Source organism: Legionella feeleii (assembly GCF_001467625.1).
In the GTDB taxonomy this organism is placed as follows: Bacteria; Pseudomonadota; Gammaproteobacteria; order Legionellales; family Legionellaceae; genus Tatlockia; species Tatlockia feeleii.
Window position 1 is genome coordinate 252,587 of sequence record NZ_LNYB01000080.1, and the last position, 17,496, is coordinate 270,082.

A 17,496-nucleotide genomic window follows, 5' to 3' on the forward strand; every position below is an offset into this window, starting at 1 on the left:
TTTTATATCGCTACACAAAGGTTAGTTAACCTGGGTCTGTTGGCACTTCGCCAGCTTGGGTCAAAAGCGCTGTCAACAGCCCCTAATCGTCATAAACTTAGTAAAGCCAACGCATTAGTACGACACAGAGCCTCTTTTCGCTGGCTTGATAACCCCATCTCAGCAAAAAGATTTGCCGAATAATTAATCCAGTCAGTAATATCCATTTGACTGGTTTGTCCAAGATCAGAACTATAAATAACCCGCGGTACCTGACGTAAAACCTTTGCCAGATCATCGCTATCCTGATGCCCCAGTAAATGAGTAAGTACCGTTTGTTCAATCCAAACAAAATCATGTTGACTAATTTCTTGTAATTCTTCAGCAATTAAAGCCGTTAAAGGGTGGGCAGGCTGATTTAGTAATAACGCAGGAACCCTATACCTAACGCAAGCATCAAGCAAAGCGTAGGTTTCGTCCTTGGAAGCATGACCTGTCGATAAAACAAGGGGATAATCCCGTGTCATTTTCAAAACGTCGATGACTTTTCGCCTGAGGCGTTTTCTCTCATCAAATACTGTTTCTCCAACAAAACACTGCTCACTTAAAGCCGGATGAACCAATTGCCGAGGTAATTTCGATTGAAATTTGCGGCCTGTAATTGTGGGAAAATGCACGATCATTTTAGCAGGTATTAAAGGTTGATACTCTGCCAGAGCCCTCAGAATTACGCGATAATCTATCCCCCCAGCAATATGATTTAAAACTAAAGAGGGTAGAACTGGTAATCCTTGTCTTTGTGCCAAGGTTGCTTGAACGCTCGTAGCCCCCAAATGACTCTTTAATACCACAATTCCTTGTAAAGACTGGTAAATTTTTCCTGCCTCAAGCGCAGTTAAACGCCGCTGATAAAGATCGGGTTCAGCATGATAATGAATATCTATAAACTGGTAATCTGCCAACTTCTGCAAAAGTTTACTCATCACTATGTTTTAGCCAAGGTTGATCATAACGATAATCCTTACGTGCCTGCTCCAGGCTGACTCCTCTTTGAACAGCCGCATTAATTCGTTGTTCCGTAATTTTTATATTGTGAGCTTTCTCAATGATTTCTGTCACTAAATAAGCAGGGATAACCAAAACACCATTATCATCAGCAAAAATAATATCGCCGGGCTTGATTGCGATGCCGTTAATGTTCAAAGGACATTGTTCATCTGCCATGTATACACGATTTTTACCCGAGCGCATAAAGTAACCCGTACAAAATACCGGATAGCTGGCCTCGCGAATAAACTTAACATCTCTTACGGCACCATTCACTATAGTACCATTTATGGACTTCTTTAGGGCAACCTGGGTTAAAATCTCTCCCCAAGTAGTGCAATCATTGCGTCCCTGATTATCAATAACAATGACTGATTGGGCAGGAACCGCATCGATATAATTTGCTGCCCCCTTAAATGCATCTGGTTGCTGCTCGTAAGGTAGATATTTAATGGTATAAGCAGGACCTATTAACTTCACGCCTGGGGATAACGGTTTAAGATTGGTTATAGCCCCTTCCACACCGCAAGCATCAAGTGCATCCGCAATTTCGGCAGAGTTAAACATCCTCAAAGCCTCAATCTGTTGCTTGCTCTCTTGCCCTCTAATAGGGGAAGCCTGTTCTTTCTTTGTCATGTCAGTTTCTTCGGCCTGGTTTAAGCAGTGCTCAATAATAGCCTGTGCCATCTCTTGGGTAGTGGCATGACCACCTACATCATAGGTTACAAATTTACCTTGCCGCACAATTGCTGCAACTGCCTGCTTAATCTTTTCTGCGGCTTCCGTGTAACCAAAGTGATTCAATAACAAACCAATAGTTAAAAACATTGCACTCGGATTTGACCGATTGCTCCCGATGCGGGGCGCGCTCCCATGCACTGGTTCAAAATAACAACCTTTGATTCCAATATTCGCACTTGGCGCAAAACCAAGACCGCCCATTACACCGGCCCCTAAATCAGACAAAATATCACCAAACATATTTTCTGCAACAATAACGCCAAATTCTTCTGGCCGTCTTACCAGCCATAAAGCCATTGCATCTATGTTCAAAATATCGGCGGTAATGTGTGAATACTGACTGGATACCGCCTCGAAAAGTTCGCGGGCAAAATCACTGCTCTGGCGTAAAACATTGGGTTTATCCGCAAAGGTGACTCGTTTGATTCCTTGCTCATTCGCATATTTGAATGCAAACTCAAACAAACGTATTAATCCTACCTTGGTCTGTAGACGCAACGTACAGCTAATTTCATTTTTTGCGATTTTTTGCCAATGTTTATTTTCATCCAGGAGACTATGCAATTGTGTAGGCAACGGATAATAGTCAAAACCAGAATATAAGCCTTCCGTATTCTCACGAATAATACAAAAATTAAAATCCTTTACATCCCTCTTAATATTAAAACAAGGTCTAACATTAGCGAAAAGATCCAATTTTTGCCTTAATTGGATAATTGGGGATACATAATTGAGCTTAGCCTGCTTAAACTCTGGGGCTAGCTCTTGTATAGCCTCCCGTTTGGGTTTGCTGGTAATTGCTCCAAGCAAGGTGGTATCTGACTGGTTAATTAGTTTCCATGTTCTTTCAGGAAGGGGATTCCCTTCTTTTTGCCAAAAGGACCAGCCTACCTCACCAAAATTTAACTCCACTGGTATCTTAAGGGCTGTAAAGACAGGTATTGCTGCCTCAATAACCTCAACACCTATCCCATCACCTGGTAAAACTGCTATCTTGAGTACTTTCTTAGGTTTCACTATTTAATCTCTCCAAGATCAGTTTTTTGCAATAAGAGGGATTGTCCTGTAATACACGCATTCCTGCCTGTGGCACAATGCATAAATCACCTATTCCTGGAGCCAAAACATTTTCCTTATTGACTAGCGCTGAGCATTCACCTATCAAATGTAAATGGTCAACCATCGTTTGTTCTAAAATTGCTGTTGCATCGGTATCTAAAACACGTTGCAAACCGAAAATCAACCGATTAGCTGCACTCATCACCCTGTTTTCTGGAAGAATTTGCAAGGGTGCCTCATTGGGAGAAAAAACCTCTTTATATAAAGAAATCAGAGCATCATTCACTCGATTTGCTTTACAAAGCGCAATAACATCACCCAGTTTTTTTTGCAGGGCATTATCAGCAAAAGTCGGGGTAGAAAATAAAACAATGGGTTTTTTGCTGTCAGCAAATAAAGAAAAACATTGTTGCAAAATAACCCCGCCAAAAGAGAACCCAAAGAATGCATCATAAGTTGCTAACCATTTTTTGAGATGATCTTGCCAAAGCTGATAATAAACTTCATTGGAAGTATTGACAGAAAAAGTCTCGTTAATTGCTAATGGGTCGATAAAATCGATCTGGTACACTACCTCTAAAAAGGAAAGCGTACTTGCAATAGATTCAATATCAGATTGCTGAGGCATAACCGGAGCAATAGTTAATATTTTTTTTCTCATATTAATCCCAAGTTTAGATTAAGCTAGCAGAGCATATAAAAATAGCGCTTGATTTGACAGGAAATGTTTATTTACCAGCATGTTTTCCCCGACTACAATAAATTCAGCGTATCGGTAGTTTCTTTAAATTTCTTCATTTCTGCCGTTGAAAAATCAGAAATGCCACGAATAAATTCGTCCATTTCAATCTCTTCACTGCCGATCCCCAGAGCCTTACGCACATAATTTGCTGCCATTAAAACAGGAGCAAGTCTGTATTTTTTAATATTTATGGCATGTAGATACGCAGTAAAAAACTCCGTTCTTAAGTTGCCTATACCCTTGCCCATACCAGCAAGTGACGCATCAATATAGTGTGCTCCAGCATTCATTGCCGCCAAAGTATTAACCTGGGCTAATCCTAAATTATCATGGGCATGAAAACCCAAAGGAATCGAATATTCCCTGCTGTATTTACGGTAAATCTGGTCAACTCTTGCAGGCAATAGACTACCATTCGAATCAGCGAAATAAATCATATCTGGCTTATGCGGATTAACTCTCGCTAATACTTCATCCAACTCCTTTTCTTTATAATGTGAGGTATGAATAAAATTGACGGAGGTTGCCAAACCATATTGTTTTCCCATATCAATGAGTGGACACGCCTCTTCCACATCACCTTTGATAACACAAATTCGAAGTAATTGGACACCACAGTCCCTTAATTCCTTAATATCATCTGCTGTTACGTTCTTAGGATGCGCCATGACGGCAGTTTTTGCTTTTTTTAGCAGGGAAGTACAAAAAAGAAGATAATCCTTTTCACATAACCCTGCTGGACCAATATTCTCAATAGGAGCAATGGAGCCATTGCGGTAACCAATTTCAATATACTCAATACCGGAATTATCGAGGGAAGTTAAAATTGCTTGCAGCTCATTTTTTTTAAAATGAAAGTTAGTTCTATGCCCCCCATCTCTTAGTGAAACATCTAACAATTCTATGATATTCATGATGACTGCTGTCCAGTTACTTTCAGGCTTTCACAACCAAGGTTTAATTTGCCAGTAACTTAATAGGGATAAGTCCTGAAAAAGCTAAAAAAATTAATCTTGTTATAGTCTATATAGCACATACCGCCAAGAAAGGGGCAGCGAAGATTATTGACCACCAAGACCTAATGGCAAATTATGCAACGAAATTTACCTGTTTGTCTTTATAATGACTAACAAACTTGCACAAATTATTATAATCGAGTAGCTTGACCATTCTGCTTTTCCCTAATTGATTAATTCTATGAACAAATTAGCAATCGTTACTGGCGCAAGCAGAGGTATCGGGAAACGTGCCGCCTATTATTTTGCCGAGCAAGGTTTTGACCTGGCTTTAATTGCCAGAAATAAAGCACTATTGACTGAAGTCAGTAAGGAATTAACTGACAAATTTGCTATCAAGACCAGCGTATTTGCTCTCGATGTAAGCGACTATGAAGCCGTTTCCAAATGCACTCAATACCTTGCCTCACGCTATCCAACTATCGATGTTTTATTTAATAACGCTGGACTTTGGTCCCTTGGTAGTAGTGCAATCGAGCCAGCTGAATTTAATGCCATGATCGATGTCAATCTGCGTGGCATTTATAATATGGTTCATACCCTTGTTCCTTACATGAAAAAACAACAATCAGGCTATATTTTTAACATGGCATCCTACGCAGGTAAGCGGCCTGTCGCACGTTCAGGTGCTTATTGCATGACCAAGTATGGTGTAGTCGGTTATAGCCAGTCCCTCAGTCTTGAGTTATGTCAAGACAATATTAGAGTAACAGCCATTTGCCCCAGCGTTATTGACACAGATATGACGAGAATGATGCCTGATTTCCCAGATGACGAGAAAATTCTCTGCCAGGATATCATTGAAACCATTCATTATCTTCTTCAACTAAGCCCTAAGGTTTATATTGATGAAGTGATTTTAAAATCCAGTTTTTTGCTTAAGGGATTAAAAGAATAATTGCCGTTCGATATATACAGCGCTTTGCCGATCAATTTATCGCGTCCAGAAGATTCTTGGAAATTGAGGAGTCTTACCAAAAGTAATAAATAGCTTATTTTAAACCCCAGGAAAGAATATATACTGCGCAGCATGGTAGATTTGCGAGCAAAAATCCGTATACTAGTACTTGCTCTGCATTTGCACGATCTAGCTCTGGGCGTAGGCCCACAAATCTGCTAGTATTGCGGGTATTTTTCACGATTATTTAAAGGTTTTTTTAATGCGTTGGCGTAATTTATTTGTTCTAGTTTTATCAATCTTAGCGGGATGCTCCATGGCAGCAGATGAAAAAAAGATTTATGGCTATGTTGAAAAAGCGACTCTGATCGATAAAAACATGACTTTATCAGCCAAATTAGATACTGGTGCGAAATCTGCTTCGCTTAGCGCTATTGATATCCATGAAGTAGAAAAAAACGGGAAACCCCATTTACGCTTTAAAGTTCCCGGCAAAGAAGGTGAAGTCGAATTTACCTGCGAATACCTGGGTAAAGTTAGAATAAAAGTGCGTGCCGGGGAAAATTTAGCGGCTGAACCAATCAAGCGGCCGATCGTTTTGATAAACATTAAAATTGGTGAAAAAATTCGTGCGATACCTGTTAATTTAACCAATCGCAAACGCTTTAATTACCCGCTACTTCTTGGTAGAGACGCAATTATTGCCTTTAATGGACTGGTTGACCCAAGTCAAGCCTTTATGATGAGAACCGAGAAAGTAGAAAAAAATGAAGTCAAATAAACGCCATGTTTATGGCTTAATCCTCACCCTCTTTTTAGTAGGAATAGGACTGTTCTTTTACCGTCATCTTGTCTTGGATGTTCCTTTAACTGATACAGAAACAGTGAACAGTTGGATGGTGGAAGCCAATTTGCGTTTTACAGCGGAGCGTAATACCCCTGTTAAGGCAAGTTTTACTATTCCCTATATGCCTCCCTATTTTGCAATTCTGGATGAATATTTCGTTTCCCATAATTATGGGGTAACGACCAATCTGAATGGTTATAACCGTCAAACAGTATGGTCGCTTAGACGTAGTAGCGGGGCACAATCTCTCTACTATCGCGCTATCTTTCGTGAAATAGATAACAATGAATCTTCATTGGGCAAACCACCTATAGTAAAAGCGCAACCGCTTCTTGAAAATCAGAAATCGGCCGTCGACACCATTACCACTCAAGTACGTCAATCCTCTGCTGACATTCAAACCTTTGCGCAAGGAACCATTAAGGAATTAAATAAGAAAGACGGTAATGCAAGATTATTGGTGGGCAATGAATTTAATGATGAAAACGTTATAAAAGCTGCGATTACCATCTTAAATCAAGCCCGAATCTATGCCATGCCAGTCAAAGGCATTTATTTGAATCAACAAAATAAAGCTGACTTTAAGTTGTTTATGGTGGTTTACAATGGAAAAGATTGGGTTTACATCAACCCTCGCACCGGTGGGGCTGGTTTCCCCAAAAATTTCCTTGTTTGGCAGTATGGCTTTGATCCACTCTTTGAAGTGGTTGGCGGTAAAAAACCAATCTTTAGTTTGACGGTGTCTCCTACCCCTATTAATGCTTTAACCATTGCCAAGGCACGCGGCCTGCAAACTGATTCGCAGCTACTCCGTTTCTCGCTGTTGCAATTACCAGTGAATGTCCAGGAAACCTATAAGATTTTACTTACGGTACCCATTGGCGCTTTTATCATTTTGTTACTGCGTAACTTTGTGGGTTTGAAAACATTCGGAACCTTCATGCCCGTGTTAATTGCGCTCGCGTTTCGTGAAACACACGTGGTTTGGGGAATCACTCTTTTTACTATTATTGTTTCATTTGGTTTACTGGCACGGTTTTACCTCGATCAACTCCGTCTCCTTTTGGTCCCAAGGTTAGCTGCTATTCTTACTGTTGTTATTTTGCTCATGATTTTTATCTCGGTGGTATGCCAAAATTTAGGTTTGGATTCTGGTTTATCCGTGGCTTTGTTCCCAATGGTTATTCTCACCATGACCATTGAACGCATGTGTATAACCTGGGATGAGCGCGGAGCCTCCGATGCAATTAAATCAGGGGTAGGCAGCCTTATTGCAGCAGTTATTGCTTTTGGTGCAATGAATTACCCCCCCATGCAGTATTTAATTTTTGCTTTCCCTGAATTATTACTGGTTCTTCTGGCGTTGATTTTATGGTTTGGCCAATACCGCGGGTACCGAGTTACGGAATTGTTTCGCTTTAAAGTACTTGGCGGGGAACACTAATGTGGAATTTGTACCGCCGTTTATCCCAGCGCGGCATCCTGAGTATCAACCAACGAAATAGTGATTACGTTCTTAAATACAATGAACGCAAACGCTATCCCCTGGTTGATGATAAATTGCAAACCAAGCGACTGGCAATGGAAGCCGGAATAGCCGTGCCTCGCTTATATGAAACGATTGAAAGCGAACATCAAATAAAGAATCTTGAGCAAATTTTGCAACCCTATAAAGATTTTGTAATTAAACCAGCACATGGTGCAGGGGGCGATGGCATCCTGGTGGTTACTGATCGCGTTTTTGGACGATATCGCCAAATTAATGGCAAATTAACTACCTTGCAGGAAATGAGTTATCACTTATCCTGCTTATTATCGGGCGCCTATAGTTTAGGCGGCCACAGTGATTACGCGATTATAGAGCATCGTGTCGTTGTTGATCCTGTCTTTAAGGAAGTGAGTTACGAAGGGATCCCTGATATTCGTATTATTACCCTGGTAGGTTATCCAGCCATGGCCATGGCGCGTTTGCCTACTCGTTTATCAGGCGGTAAAGCGAATCTGCACCAGGGTGCCATCGGAGTAGGTATTAATTTGGCTACAGGCAAAACGCTGGGCGGTGTATTTCACAATGACGCGATTGACTTCCACCCCGACACGCTGGCCCCCATCGTTGATATTACCGTACCTTATTGGGATAAGATTTTAGAAATTGCTGCCAGCTGCTATGAGCTAACTGGCTTGGGTTATTTAGGTGTTGACATCGTCCTTGACAAAGAGCATGGGCCACTTATGCTGGAGCTCAACGCTCGCCCCGGCTTAAACATTCAAATCGCCAACCGCGAAGGCGGCCTTAAACGCTACAGACAAATCGAAGCTCGAGCTGCAGAAGGAAAAGAGTCTGTTGCCGCACGAGTCGCTTACAGCAAACAACAATTCGCCCGTTAAGCTCAACAAATTAAAATTTGCCTACTTGCTTATCTAGACTTAAAGCTTGCATCTTCGTCTTGGCGACGACTAAGCTAATTTTGCAGGCAAAGCACATAGGGCTTATGCGAAGCATTTTGATTTATTAATGAGCGTTCTTTATAATCGACCCCATTACAGTCTTCAGAGGTCTGATAATGTCTACCCGCCGAAGAAATAGGGGGCAACCTGTCAATCCTCTACAAATTAATGTCTTGGCAGACTTACCAGCTATCCCAAACTCCATGGAAGCAGACCCACCTGCGGCGGCATCTGCAGAGCCATTAACAGACCTGCCAGCCTTGGCAGAGGGAGAAATTGCTGTTGACAATGCGAGTGGTGATTTTTTTATCGCGCTGTGTCAAGACAGCATTCATTCTTTTGTTATGCTTGGTATCATGCAAGATAACAAGCCAAAAATACTTGCTCGAGTGGGAAAAACGAATGCCGTTGATAAAGACTATGGCGGGAACTTTGGTTCACAATGTAAATTGGCAATGAAACAGTTGTTTTCACAAGCTGAAGCTGAATTACGCAAAGAATCACTCCATCCATACGGAAAAATCAGTTATGCAGCCTATGCGATAAGCTACAACCAATACTTGCAATTCACTAAGCTCATGGCCTTGGTACATCGGAAAGAGGCCGATGGTAAACGATCCGAAGCTATTCGATGCTATTTACCGGCCAGGGAGGTAGGAGGAACAAGTATTTTGCAATTTAGGGAAATTATCCAACAGGATGAGTTTGGCCCAGAAAACACCGAGCAGGAAAGAAGAATAGTTGCCTCTACTCATAATTTAAAAATAACCAATACCTGCAGACACACAGCAATTGAACTAATTGCGTATGTTTTGGGAATCAATAAGTTAAGAGATAATATTTCCAGATTCTTTTTTTGGGGGCTGCCCTTAGCAACCACTTTCACAGGCGGCGATCCTGCTGATCCCTTTTACGTTTTCCCCCTTCCTCCCGTCGCCTATAGAGCAGGGAAAGAAAAAACGGCGTTATTAACCAAAATATATACGCGAATGGAAGCGCTATTGACTAAAGCGCCCTACGAGCAAAACACTCGGGATAAATTTAAAGCGTTAAAAGAATTGTATATTGAGCAAGCGGGCTTTTCTTCAAATGATAATATTACTGATGCTCTCATTAGTATCCATCGGTGGAGAGCAACTTATAAGGATGTCATTAGTCAGCTAAGGCAACAAAGCTTTTTAGGCAAAATGCTTACCCGCAAGTCATCGACAGAAGCCATGGCAGATGAAATTGAAAGCGAATTTACCTCCATCGCCAGAAGGGCATCTAGCAGCCTTATTTAAGGCTGCTAATGACGAAGACTATTACAGTGAGGCACTGCGAATACGCAGTACTTCCGTAACCAGCAATTTAAAGTAGTCATACGACATATAAAAATCGCCCTGATCACCAATTTTATCACCCCAGGAATTACGCAATGTCAGTAAGCCATGATGCTCATGACCTCTATTATCAACAGCTACCGCATTATCATCATAACCAGTAATAATCATCTGATGGCCGGCAAAGCTTGGGTTCAGCAAAATATCCAGAGCAATTTCAGGTGTTAATAACCAGGTGTCCTCTACTGCGTTATGGGTCCCTACTGCCCCTACTGTTCCTATATCAAGATCTACTAACAACACGCCCAAAATCAATCGATCGCCGGCTCTCAGACTGGCTTTCACGTCATTAAGGATTTTCCTGCCATTGGTACGATCCGTAAAGGCTTGATAAACATCTAATATAGGCGACCAAACAATCTGCTTGTCATCCAAACGCTCACTAATTTGATGAAAATCCTCAACATTCATTGTAGAGTCTGCCGGGGCATTTTCATAAAGAGGATACTCTGACATACCAGCACAACTATGAGCAGCCTGTTGCTCTTTGCTCACTATACCAAAAATCTCCATTTGGCTCATGATTGTACGCCCGAAAGCACCTTCCCAGCCACTGATAGCATAACCTGATTTTTCCAGGTAACTACCCAGCTGTAACTGGCACAATTGGCTAATGTAGTCGCCTTTGTTTAAAGCAGCATCGATTGCTGCTGTACAAGCAAACGTTGTGCAGGTACCGTGGGCCCCCTGGTTTAATACTGGCACATTATTCATCCCAAGTTGAATCTGCATGGGGTAGTTACCTGCTATAGGCTCCTCGGCAGGATGAACCAATTGTTTTATATCAGTCAATGCATTTTGTGCTTTATGGACAAGCTTTTGCCTGGCACGTTCTGAAAGTTTTACTTTGAGTAAGGTAATTTTTTTTATCTGGGCTTTGGGTATGACTACTGCGCGTCGAGTAGCTTTCATGGTCACTGGGGAGGAAGGGGGGGATTTAACTGTTTGTGTAATTGTCCCTACGAGTTTAACATCTTCAGCGGCTAAACTACCGCTTACTGCCATCAATAAAACAGCGAGTCGTGCTAGCTTCATATAGCTCTCCAAAAATTTACGAAATCCTTTACCGCGGCGCGAGTATATCACATGCTTACGCGTTATGGGGCTGAAAAATGTCAGGCGATTCAATGTTGTACTGAAGATTAGAGACGATCCGGATTTGGCAAAAAATCGACCACTAAACTATATTAATCAGTATAAGGATATAACCCTGGTTTTATTATGGATAGATTAAAACCACCTTCAGTGAAAATCGATAACTATTTGTTATTAATAGAGAATTCATTAAATGCCATTCCATTTAATATCTTGGTAGCAGCTCTGCTTTCTTTTGATTTGTTTTACAACCAAATTCCATTTCCCTTCATCCTTTACTGGTTTATGGCAGTAGTCATCACCAGTGTAATCCGCTTTGCTTACTGTAAAAAAGCACTTAGGCGAAAGCTATATCTATCAGGGCTGCACCATTCCCTATTTATTTTTTTAGCCCTTACCTTTCTAAACGGTTGTGTCTGGGGATCAAGTTATTTAATTTTTTTACCTCTTCTTACCGGAGTTCATGAAAGTGTGCTTATTTTGGTGCTAGGTGGTATGGCCGCTGGAGGAGTCGCATCGCTATCAGCTTTTCTACCTGCTTATTACGTTTATATATTACCCATGTTCTTACCGGTTATAATTTACAACTATTCTTTTCTGCAGACCGAAAGAAGTATTTTGGCAACCATGTTTTTATTATTTGTTGTTATGCTCCTTGTTATTGCCAAAATTAATTACGATTTAGTGAATAGAATTTTCCAATTAAATACTCAAAAAGATTCTCTGATTAATGAATTATTTATCTCTAATAAAAAATTAGAAAAATCAAATGAGGAAATACGGACCATGTCAGTCACCGATGCCTTAACCGGTTTATTCAATAGGCGTTACTTTGACACCGCTCTGGCCAGAGAATTGGATCGTTCTAAACGCAACGCTTATCCTCTAATTCTTATCTTGCTTGATATTGATAATTTTAAATACCTTAATGACACCTTTGGCCACCCTTACGGCGATAAATTCTTATGTTTGGTTGCAGGCGTGCTAAAAAACTCTTTACGCCGCGCCAACGATCTTATTATACGTCTGGGAGGTGATGAGTTTGCTATTATTGCGGCAAACATGGATATGGAACAGGCAAAGAGTCTATGTCATTCCATTAGAGACGCGTTTGCCAAAAAAAATGAACATTTCAATATCACACTTAGTATGAGTATTATCTGCATTGTCCCCGGACATAAGCCCGATCTGAACAGAATTGTTTCAACCGCTGATAAAATGCTTTATAAAGCAAAAGAGCTTGGAAAAAACCAGGTCGTATCACAAGAGATCTAATGCTATCCCTGGTTCAGGATTTAAGACCAGGAACAGAAAAACGCTGCCTATCCTGCAAACGTAATGCCGTTAATTGACCACCCCACAAACAGCCAGTATCAATTGCATAAATCGATGGCTCCGAACACAGTCCGCCCAATGCAGCCCAATGACCAAAAACAAGATCCGCATTGATCTTTTTACGGCCTGGGACGGCAAACCAGGGTATTAACCCGGCAGGAGCCTGAGCAATGGTTCCTTTGTAATTGAGAACAAGGCGCCCCTGATTATCGCAAAAACGCATCCGGGTAAAATAATTGGTAATAACACGTAATCGCTCAATACCTGCCAGATCGGATGACCAGTAACCAGGCTCATTCCCATACATTTCGGCTAGATAGCTACGATAATCGGCACCAGACAAAACCTGTTCTAACTCAAGGGCACAGGATTTTGCCAAAGCTAAATCCCAAACAGGAGCAATCCCTGCATGACACATGACAATATTTAATTCCGGTTCGTGGTATAAGATTGACTGCTGGCGTAACCAATGCCCAAGCTCTTCACCATCACTAGCAACTAAAATATCATGCAGAGTATCATCATGATTACTCCAGGGATGGCCGCCAAAAAGCTTACCTAACAAATGCAAGTCATGGTTACCTAACGTAATCCGCGCAGAAAGAGGTAAATTTTTAATAAAACGTAAAACAGCCAGGGACTCAGGCCCCCGATTGACCAAATCTCCCACAAACCATAAACGGTCAACCTTCTCATCAAAATCGACATGAGCAAGCAGGCGCTGTAAGGGTTCATAACAACCTTGTACATCGCCTATTACATAATCAGGCACCGTTAAGTACCCCTGGGCGTATCGAAGCCTGTGGAGGAGGGGCGACTGGCGCTGCCTGCCATTGGCCCGCCACTGTCAAATGCTGTAACGCATTGGCAATATGTGCATTCTGTTGTCGGGTAAAATGGTTATTAAATTGAGCTTGATTGACCAACTCAGTTGCCGAAATCGCCACCGATTTACCGGTATTCAAGTTATGCAACTGAACCTGGGCAGGAAGCGCAACAGCATAATTCACAAAAACAATACCATTATGCATTTGTTGATTAGAGGTTTGCTCAAAACGTGTGGAAACACTACCATCCGCCGCTACACTATGTAAGCCTAAAGATAAAAAGCCTTTTTGTATCGCCTGCCAATTTTTATACTCGGGATGCTCTCGCACAAAGAGTTGGAATATCTCTGGTGTCATCAACATACCACCTGGCACCATGAATAAAGGTGCTTTATTGACATGAATACGACCTGCCTCTAAAGCTCGAGTAAGCCACTGAATAAACTCTACTCCAATCTGCTGTTCTATTTCAGCTACTGATTCAGGTACACCCCCGGTAAAAGTGCCCACTCGTCCATAGCGATTCCCGCGTGAACCATAATTACGCAGCATCATTTGATTAAAATACCGCTGAATAGCAATTGCATCTGCACGGATTAGAATCGCACCCAACGTTCCCGCTGCATGAGCATCTTCATTGAGCAAAGCAAGCCATACAGCCAATACTTGCGGATTTGCAGCAATCCAGGCGAAACCACCAGCCGGCATTAACAATCGCGCTATCAGTATATTAAGGCGGCGGCGGAACTCATCGTCCGATTCTTTTTGGAATTCATAACTATAATGACTCCCCACCGCCACAAGGCTTTCCAGTAAGGGATTCCACTGCTTTAAAAACTGGCCGTTGTTATCGTATAAATCAAGGCTATAATCGATATAGAGTTTACCTACACCTTGTAAGATAGCGGCAGAAAACAGTGCGTATTGCCACAATTTCTGCTCTTCTGATAATTCGGCTCCGCCTTCTTGTACGAGGTACTGGCGAAAAAGACTTAGTGCAGCTTCGGTGCGGTTTAATGCGTGATCTAGCAAACCACCTTGTTGTGAATAATAACTATTAGACGTGTCAGGTAAATTTTGGCAATGATTAATTAGATTATGCACTAGACTCAAGCATAGGCTGTCGAAGCGCACTTCTTCCAGAGCGTTCGCCTCACGAATTTGCACCATGAGCGTCTTGCGTTTTTCTTCCGCTAATATTAGCGCGGCGGGCGTAATACGCGTCAAATCCTTGAGTGGTTTGGCATTCAACGATCCTGCCTTTTTTCCGGGACGATGAAACAAATCAGCCTCCAAATTCAGCATTTATTAATATTTTACACTAATTGACCATAAATTTCGCTAGTCGTACGTAATCTATCACTGCTATTTGTTCGGGGCGCGAAAGGGGATCGAGCCCTAATTCTGTTATTTGGGTTGCACTAAATAGGGGTTTTAAATTATTTGCCAACGTCTTACGCCGCATGGAAAATGCCTGTGCGACTAACCGTTCAAGCCTGTTAGTATCCACTATTGGATAAGGTGATGATCGGTAGGGTGTTAAACGCACAATGGCCGAATCCACTTTAGGTTGAGGGTTAAACGCCTCTGGCGGCACATCAAACAAATGCTCCACGTCACAATGATATTGGACAATAACGCTTAGTCGTCCATATGCTTTCGTTCCAGGCTGCGCCGCTAAGCGCATAACAACTTCCTTTTGCAACATGAAGTGCATATCCTCAATCCATTGTACATAATCAAGAAGATGAAGCAGTAGAGGGGTGGAGATATTATACGGTAAATTACCTAAAATGCGCAGCTCTTTACCCCATTGGCTATAATCAACCGTTAAAGCATCGGCAGGGACTATATCCAATTTTTCGGTAGCCGTAGGCAAAGTAGCCAGGTGAGCCTGTAAATCGGTATCGATTTCAATCGCTATTAAATGATTGAGCTGTTTTAATAAAGGCTGGGTTAACGCACCTAACCCTGGACCAATTTCAACGACCTTATCGTCCTGATGCAAATGCGCAGCATTTAAAATATCAGTAATAATATGCTTGTTTTGTAAAAAATTTTGACCAAACCGTTTTCGGGGGCGATGATTCACTTCTTCACCTAAAACAAAGAATTAACATTTTTATATCGGAGCCCATTCTATCCTTAAAATCATTTTTTTGCTTGCCAATCAATAAAAAACTATCACTTGGCGAATAGCCATGTTAGGTTAGTGAGTTAGGTATCGAGAAGAGAAATAGTGCTCATGTTAAGTCATTTGCTAGAGCTTCGTAAACGTGCACTACATATTATTATTACTTTTTTCTCTTTTTTTTTATTATTTTTTTTCTGTGCAAATGATTTGTTTCATGCTCTTATTTCTCCTTTAATCAATGCGTTACCGAAAGAAGACTCGCTAATCGCCACTCAAATTACCTCTCCGGTATTAACCCCTATCAAACTTGCCGCTGATGCCGCCATGTTGTGCACCGCGCCTTTTGCGCTTTTGCAATTATGGTGTTTTGTCGCCCCAGGGCTTTATCGGCATGAACGTTACAATTTGCGCGGGGCACTGACAGGTAGTCTTTTATTATTTGTTCTGGGGGTTTTATTTTGTTTTTATTTGGTTTTGCCCTTTATGTTTCAGTTTTTTGCCAAAGCAGTTCCTTTAGGCGTTAAATTTATGCCTGATATGACTTATGCCCTCGATTTTATTACCCGAATGTTATTACTCTTTGGTTTTTGTTTCCAAGTACCACTTCTCTGTTTGACCCTGGTTCGTTTGGGGTGGATTGATGTTCACGCATTGAAAAAAGTGCGGCCTTACGTCATTGTCGCTGCGTTCACAATAGGCATGCTGTTGACCCCGCCGGATGTTTTTTCCCAAATTATGCTGGCTGTTCCTCTTTGTCTTTTATATGAGCTAGGCATTATTTTGGCAAAATACACCCCAAGCAAAATAATTAGTAACTATGATGAGATAACCAAATAACCAGTTTGTTCCAGGTTGGACTAAATAACAAAACAACAATTAAAATAGCAAGCACACTATATCTATTAAGATAATAAGCAAAATTTCTTACAGGGGCATAGTTGGGCTCTGATGAAATGAGCCAACAACGTATGGCTACGCAAACTGGCAAATAAAGAAGAATTATAATTTCACTAAAGATCCTTGCTTCCATGAAACTACCAACCAGTAACAGGCCGAGAAAATAACAAAGGCTAACATAACGAATGGGTCTATATTGCGTAGGGATAAAGTCATAAAAAGCAAACCAAAATAATGGTAACCCCGCAAAACAAAAGATAAATAAAAAAATATTCTGTTCATTGAACAACCATAGCAAATTAACTTCAAAATATGTGGAAGAAGAACCACGAAAGTACCACTCCATTAACTGCCCCGGAATGTCCTGTAAACTCATCACAATAAGAAAACGTGCCAAAAGATAAGCGAAGATCGCAAACACTAAGGGCTTAAAAATTGTGCGGGGATGTTGCCAATAAAGAGCAGGTATCAATAAAACCAGCAAAATACTACTCTCGCGATTAAACGTGGCTAAAAACACCCAAGGGATTAGGTAAAACCATTGCGCACGCAGGCAAAATAAAAAGCCGGTAGCCATAAAAAAAAGCGCGGCAGAATCACAAGGATAAAAAAATGTGGCATCACCATCACTGTTAAAACGGAAATTAATGACTGTTATCAAAGGCAAAAGCAGAATAAATAGCCAACTTAGTAACTGCGCTGCCCGTGGCTCAAATTCATAAGCAAGTAATTTAGTGAGGGCATAATAGAAAAGGCTCACAAATAACCATTCCAGTAAAAAGAATAATTGATCGACTTCCAAGGGCAGAATATAAGCAAGAAAATGGGCCAAGGCGGGTACTAATATTCGCTGTCCATAAGGCAAGCGAACCGAAAAATCGATTAATTCCGTCAGTGGTGCTTCAGTATAGACACCAGTAAGGGCTGTATGAATGTAAGCATAACTAAGAAGAAGGGCAACCGTTACAAAGTGCACCTTATAGCGCGTGATATCCTTATTCATACTTTTTATTGCAGCAAATTCAAGATTTATCGAGGCTAACCGATAT

Annotated in this window: 16 protein-coding genes; 7 read left to right on the plus strand and 9 right to left on the minus strand. The window is 41.3% G+C overall.

Annotated features, from left to right (window positions below; translation table 11 throughout):
• Positions 1–89: 89 nt before the first annotated feature.
• The 4 genes from Lfee_RS08810 to Lfee_RS08825 form a co-directional block, all read right to left on the minus strand.
• The gene (locus tag Lfee_RS08810; RefSeq protein WP_058445908.1) at positions 90–962 is read right to left on the minus strand and encodes a DUF6282 family protein; all 873 of its coding nucleotides are present in this window, start codon (positions 960–962) and stop codon (positions 90–92) included.
• On the minus strand, positions 955–2,784 hold the full coding sequence (locus Lfee_RS08815) for an isocitrate/isopropylmalate family dehydrogenase (RefSeq protein ID WP_058445910.1): 1,830 nt from the start codon (positions 2,782–2,784) through the stop codon (positions 955–957). Before Lfee_RS08815 ends, Lfee_RS08810 begins: the two co-directional genes overlap by 8 nt.
• Positions 2,774–3,487 carry a hypothetical protein gene (locus Lfee_RS08820; protein ID WP_058445912.1) on the minus strand — a complete coding sequence of 238 codons (714 nt, stop codon included), beginning with the start codon at positions 3,485–3,487 and terminating at the stop codon, positions 2,774–2,776. The genes Lfee_RS08815 and Lfee_RS08820 overlap by 11 nt, the downstream gene beginning before the upstream one ends.
• Before the next feature lie 92 nt (positions 3,488–3,579).
• Positions 3,580–4,482 carry a beta/alpha barrel domain-containing protein gene (locus tag Lfee_RS08825; RefSeq protein WP_058445914.1) on the minus strand — a complete coding sequence of 301 codons (903 nt, stop codon included), beginning with the start codon at positions 4,480–4,482 and terminating at the stop codon, positions 3,580–3,582.
• A 283-nt stretch (positions 4,483–4,765) separates the two neighbouring features.
• On the opposite strand from Lfee_RS08825, the gene Lfee_RS08830 reads away from it, so the two are divergent.
• The 5 genes from Lfee_RS08830 to Lfee_RS08850 all read left to right on the plus strand — a co-directional run bounded on the left by Lfee_RS08830 (position 4,766) and on the right by Lfee_RS08850 (position 10,060).
• Complete coding sequence (locus tag Lfee_RS08830) at positions 4,766–5,482, plus strand: SDR family oxidoreductase (RefSeq protein WP_058445915.1); 717 nt, start codon at positions 4,766–4,768, stop codon at positions 5,480–5,482.
• A gap of 316 nt (positions 5,483–5,798) precedes the next feature.
• The gene (locus Lfee_RS08835; RefSeq protein ID WP_112854716.1) at positions 5,799–6,263 is read left to right on the plus strand and encodes an ATP-dependent zinc protease family protein; all 465 of its coding nucleotides are present in this window, start codon (positions 5,799–5,801) and stop codon (positions 6,261–6,263) included.
• Positions 6,250–7,773, plus strand: a complete 1,524-nt coding sequence (locus Lfee_RS08840) for an inactive transglutaminase family protein (RefSeq protein WP_058445917.1) — start codon at positions 6,250–6,252, stop codon at positions 7,771–7,773. Before Lfee_RS08835 ends, Lfee_RS08840 begins: the two co-directional genes overlap by 14 nt.
• Positions 7,773–8,717 (plus strand): alpha-L-glutamate ligase-like protein, encoded by a 945-nt coding sequence (locus Lfee_RS08845; protein WP_058445918.1) that lies wholly within the window; start codon positions 7,773–7,775, stop codon positions 8,715–8,717. Before Lfee_RS08840 ends, Lfee_RS08845 begins: the two co-directional genes overlap by 1 nt.
• 176 nt (positions 8,718–8,893) lie before the next feature.
• Positions 8,894–10,060 carry a hypothetical protein gene (locus tag Lfee_RS08850; protein WP_058445919.1) on the plus strand — a complete coding sequence of 389 codons (1,167 nt, stop codon included), beginning with the start codon at positions 8,894–8,896 and terminating at the stop codon, positions 10,058–10,060.
• 21 nt (positions 10,061–10,081) lie between these two features.
• Here the strand turns inward: Lfee_RS08850 and Lfee_RS08855 are convergent, their stop codons facing one another.
• Positions 10,082–11,194: a C1 family peptidase gene (locus Lfee_RS08855; RefSeq protein WP_058445920.1), complete on the minus strand. Its 1,113-nt coding sequence runs from the start codon at positions 11,192–11,194 to the stop codon at positions 10,082–10,084.
• Positions 11,195–11,380: 186 nt separating this feature from the next.
• Between Lfee_RS08855 and Lfee_RS08860 the strand changes: the two genes are divergently transcribed.
• Complete coding sequence (locus tag Lfee_RS08860) at positions 11,381–12,529, plus strand: GGDEF domain-containing protein (protein ID WP_058445922.1); 1,149 nt, start codon at positions 11,381–11,383, stop codon at positions 12,527–12,529.
• 13 nt (positions 12,530–12,542) lie between these two features.
• Here Lfee_RS08860 and Lfee_RS08865 read toward each other — a convergent pair whose 3' ends face one another.
• The 3 genes from Lfee_RS08865 to rsmA are packed head-to-tail and all read right to left on the minus strand — an operon-like array spanning position 12,543 to position 15,508.
• A complete protein-coding gene (locus tag Lfee_RS08865) occupies positions 12,543–13,361 on the minus strand; it encodes a symmetrical bis(5'-nucleosyl)-tetraphosphatase (RefSeq protein WP_058445924.1) in 819 nt (272 codons plus the stop codon).
• A complete protein-coding gene (locus tag Lfee_RS08870) occupies positions 13,354–14,721 on the minus strand; it encodes a conjugal transfer nickase/helicase domain-containing protein (RefSeq protein ID WP_112854709.1) in 1,368 nt (455 codons plus the stop codon). The genes Lfee_RS08865 and Lfee_RS08870 overlap by 8 nt, the downstream gene beginning before the upstream one ends.
• Positions 14,722–14,737: 16 nt before the next feature.
• Complete coding sequence (gene rsmA / locus Lfee_RS08875) at positions 14,738–15,508, minus strand: 16S rRNA (adenine(1518)-N(6)/adenine(1519)-N(6))-dimethyltransferase RsmA (RefSeq protein WP_058445926.1); 771 nt, start codon at positions 15,506–15,508, stop codon at positions 14,738–14,740.
• Positions 15,509–15,661: 153 nt separating this feature from the next.
• Between rsmA and tatC the strand changes: the two genes are divergently transcribed.
• Entirely contained in the window at positions 15,662–16,387 is a 726-nt protein-coding gene (tatC, locus tag Lfee_RS08880) for a twin-arginine translocase subunit TatC (protein WP_058445928.1), read from the plus strand.
• Here the strand turns inward: tatC and Lfee_RS08885 are convergent.
• Entirely contained in the window at positions 16,359–17,450 is a 1,092-nt protein-coding gene (locus Lfee_RS08885) for a hypothetical protein (protein WP_058445930.1), read from the minus strand. The two genes, tatC and Lfee_RS08885, sit on opposite strands and share 29 nt — an antisense overlap.
• Between the last annotated feature and the right edge of the window lie 46 nt (positions 17,451–17,496).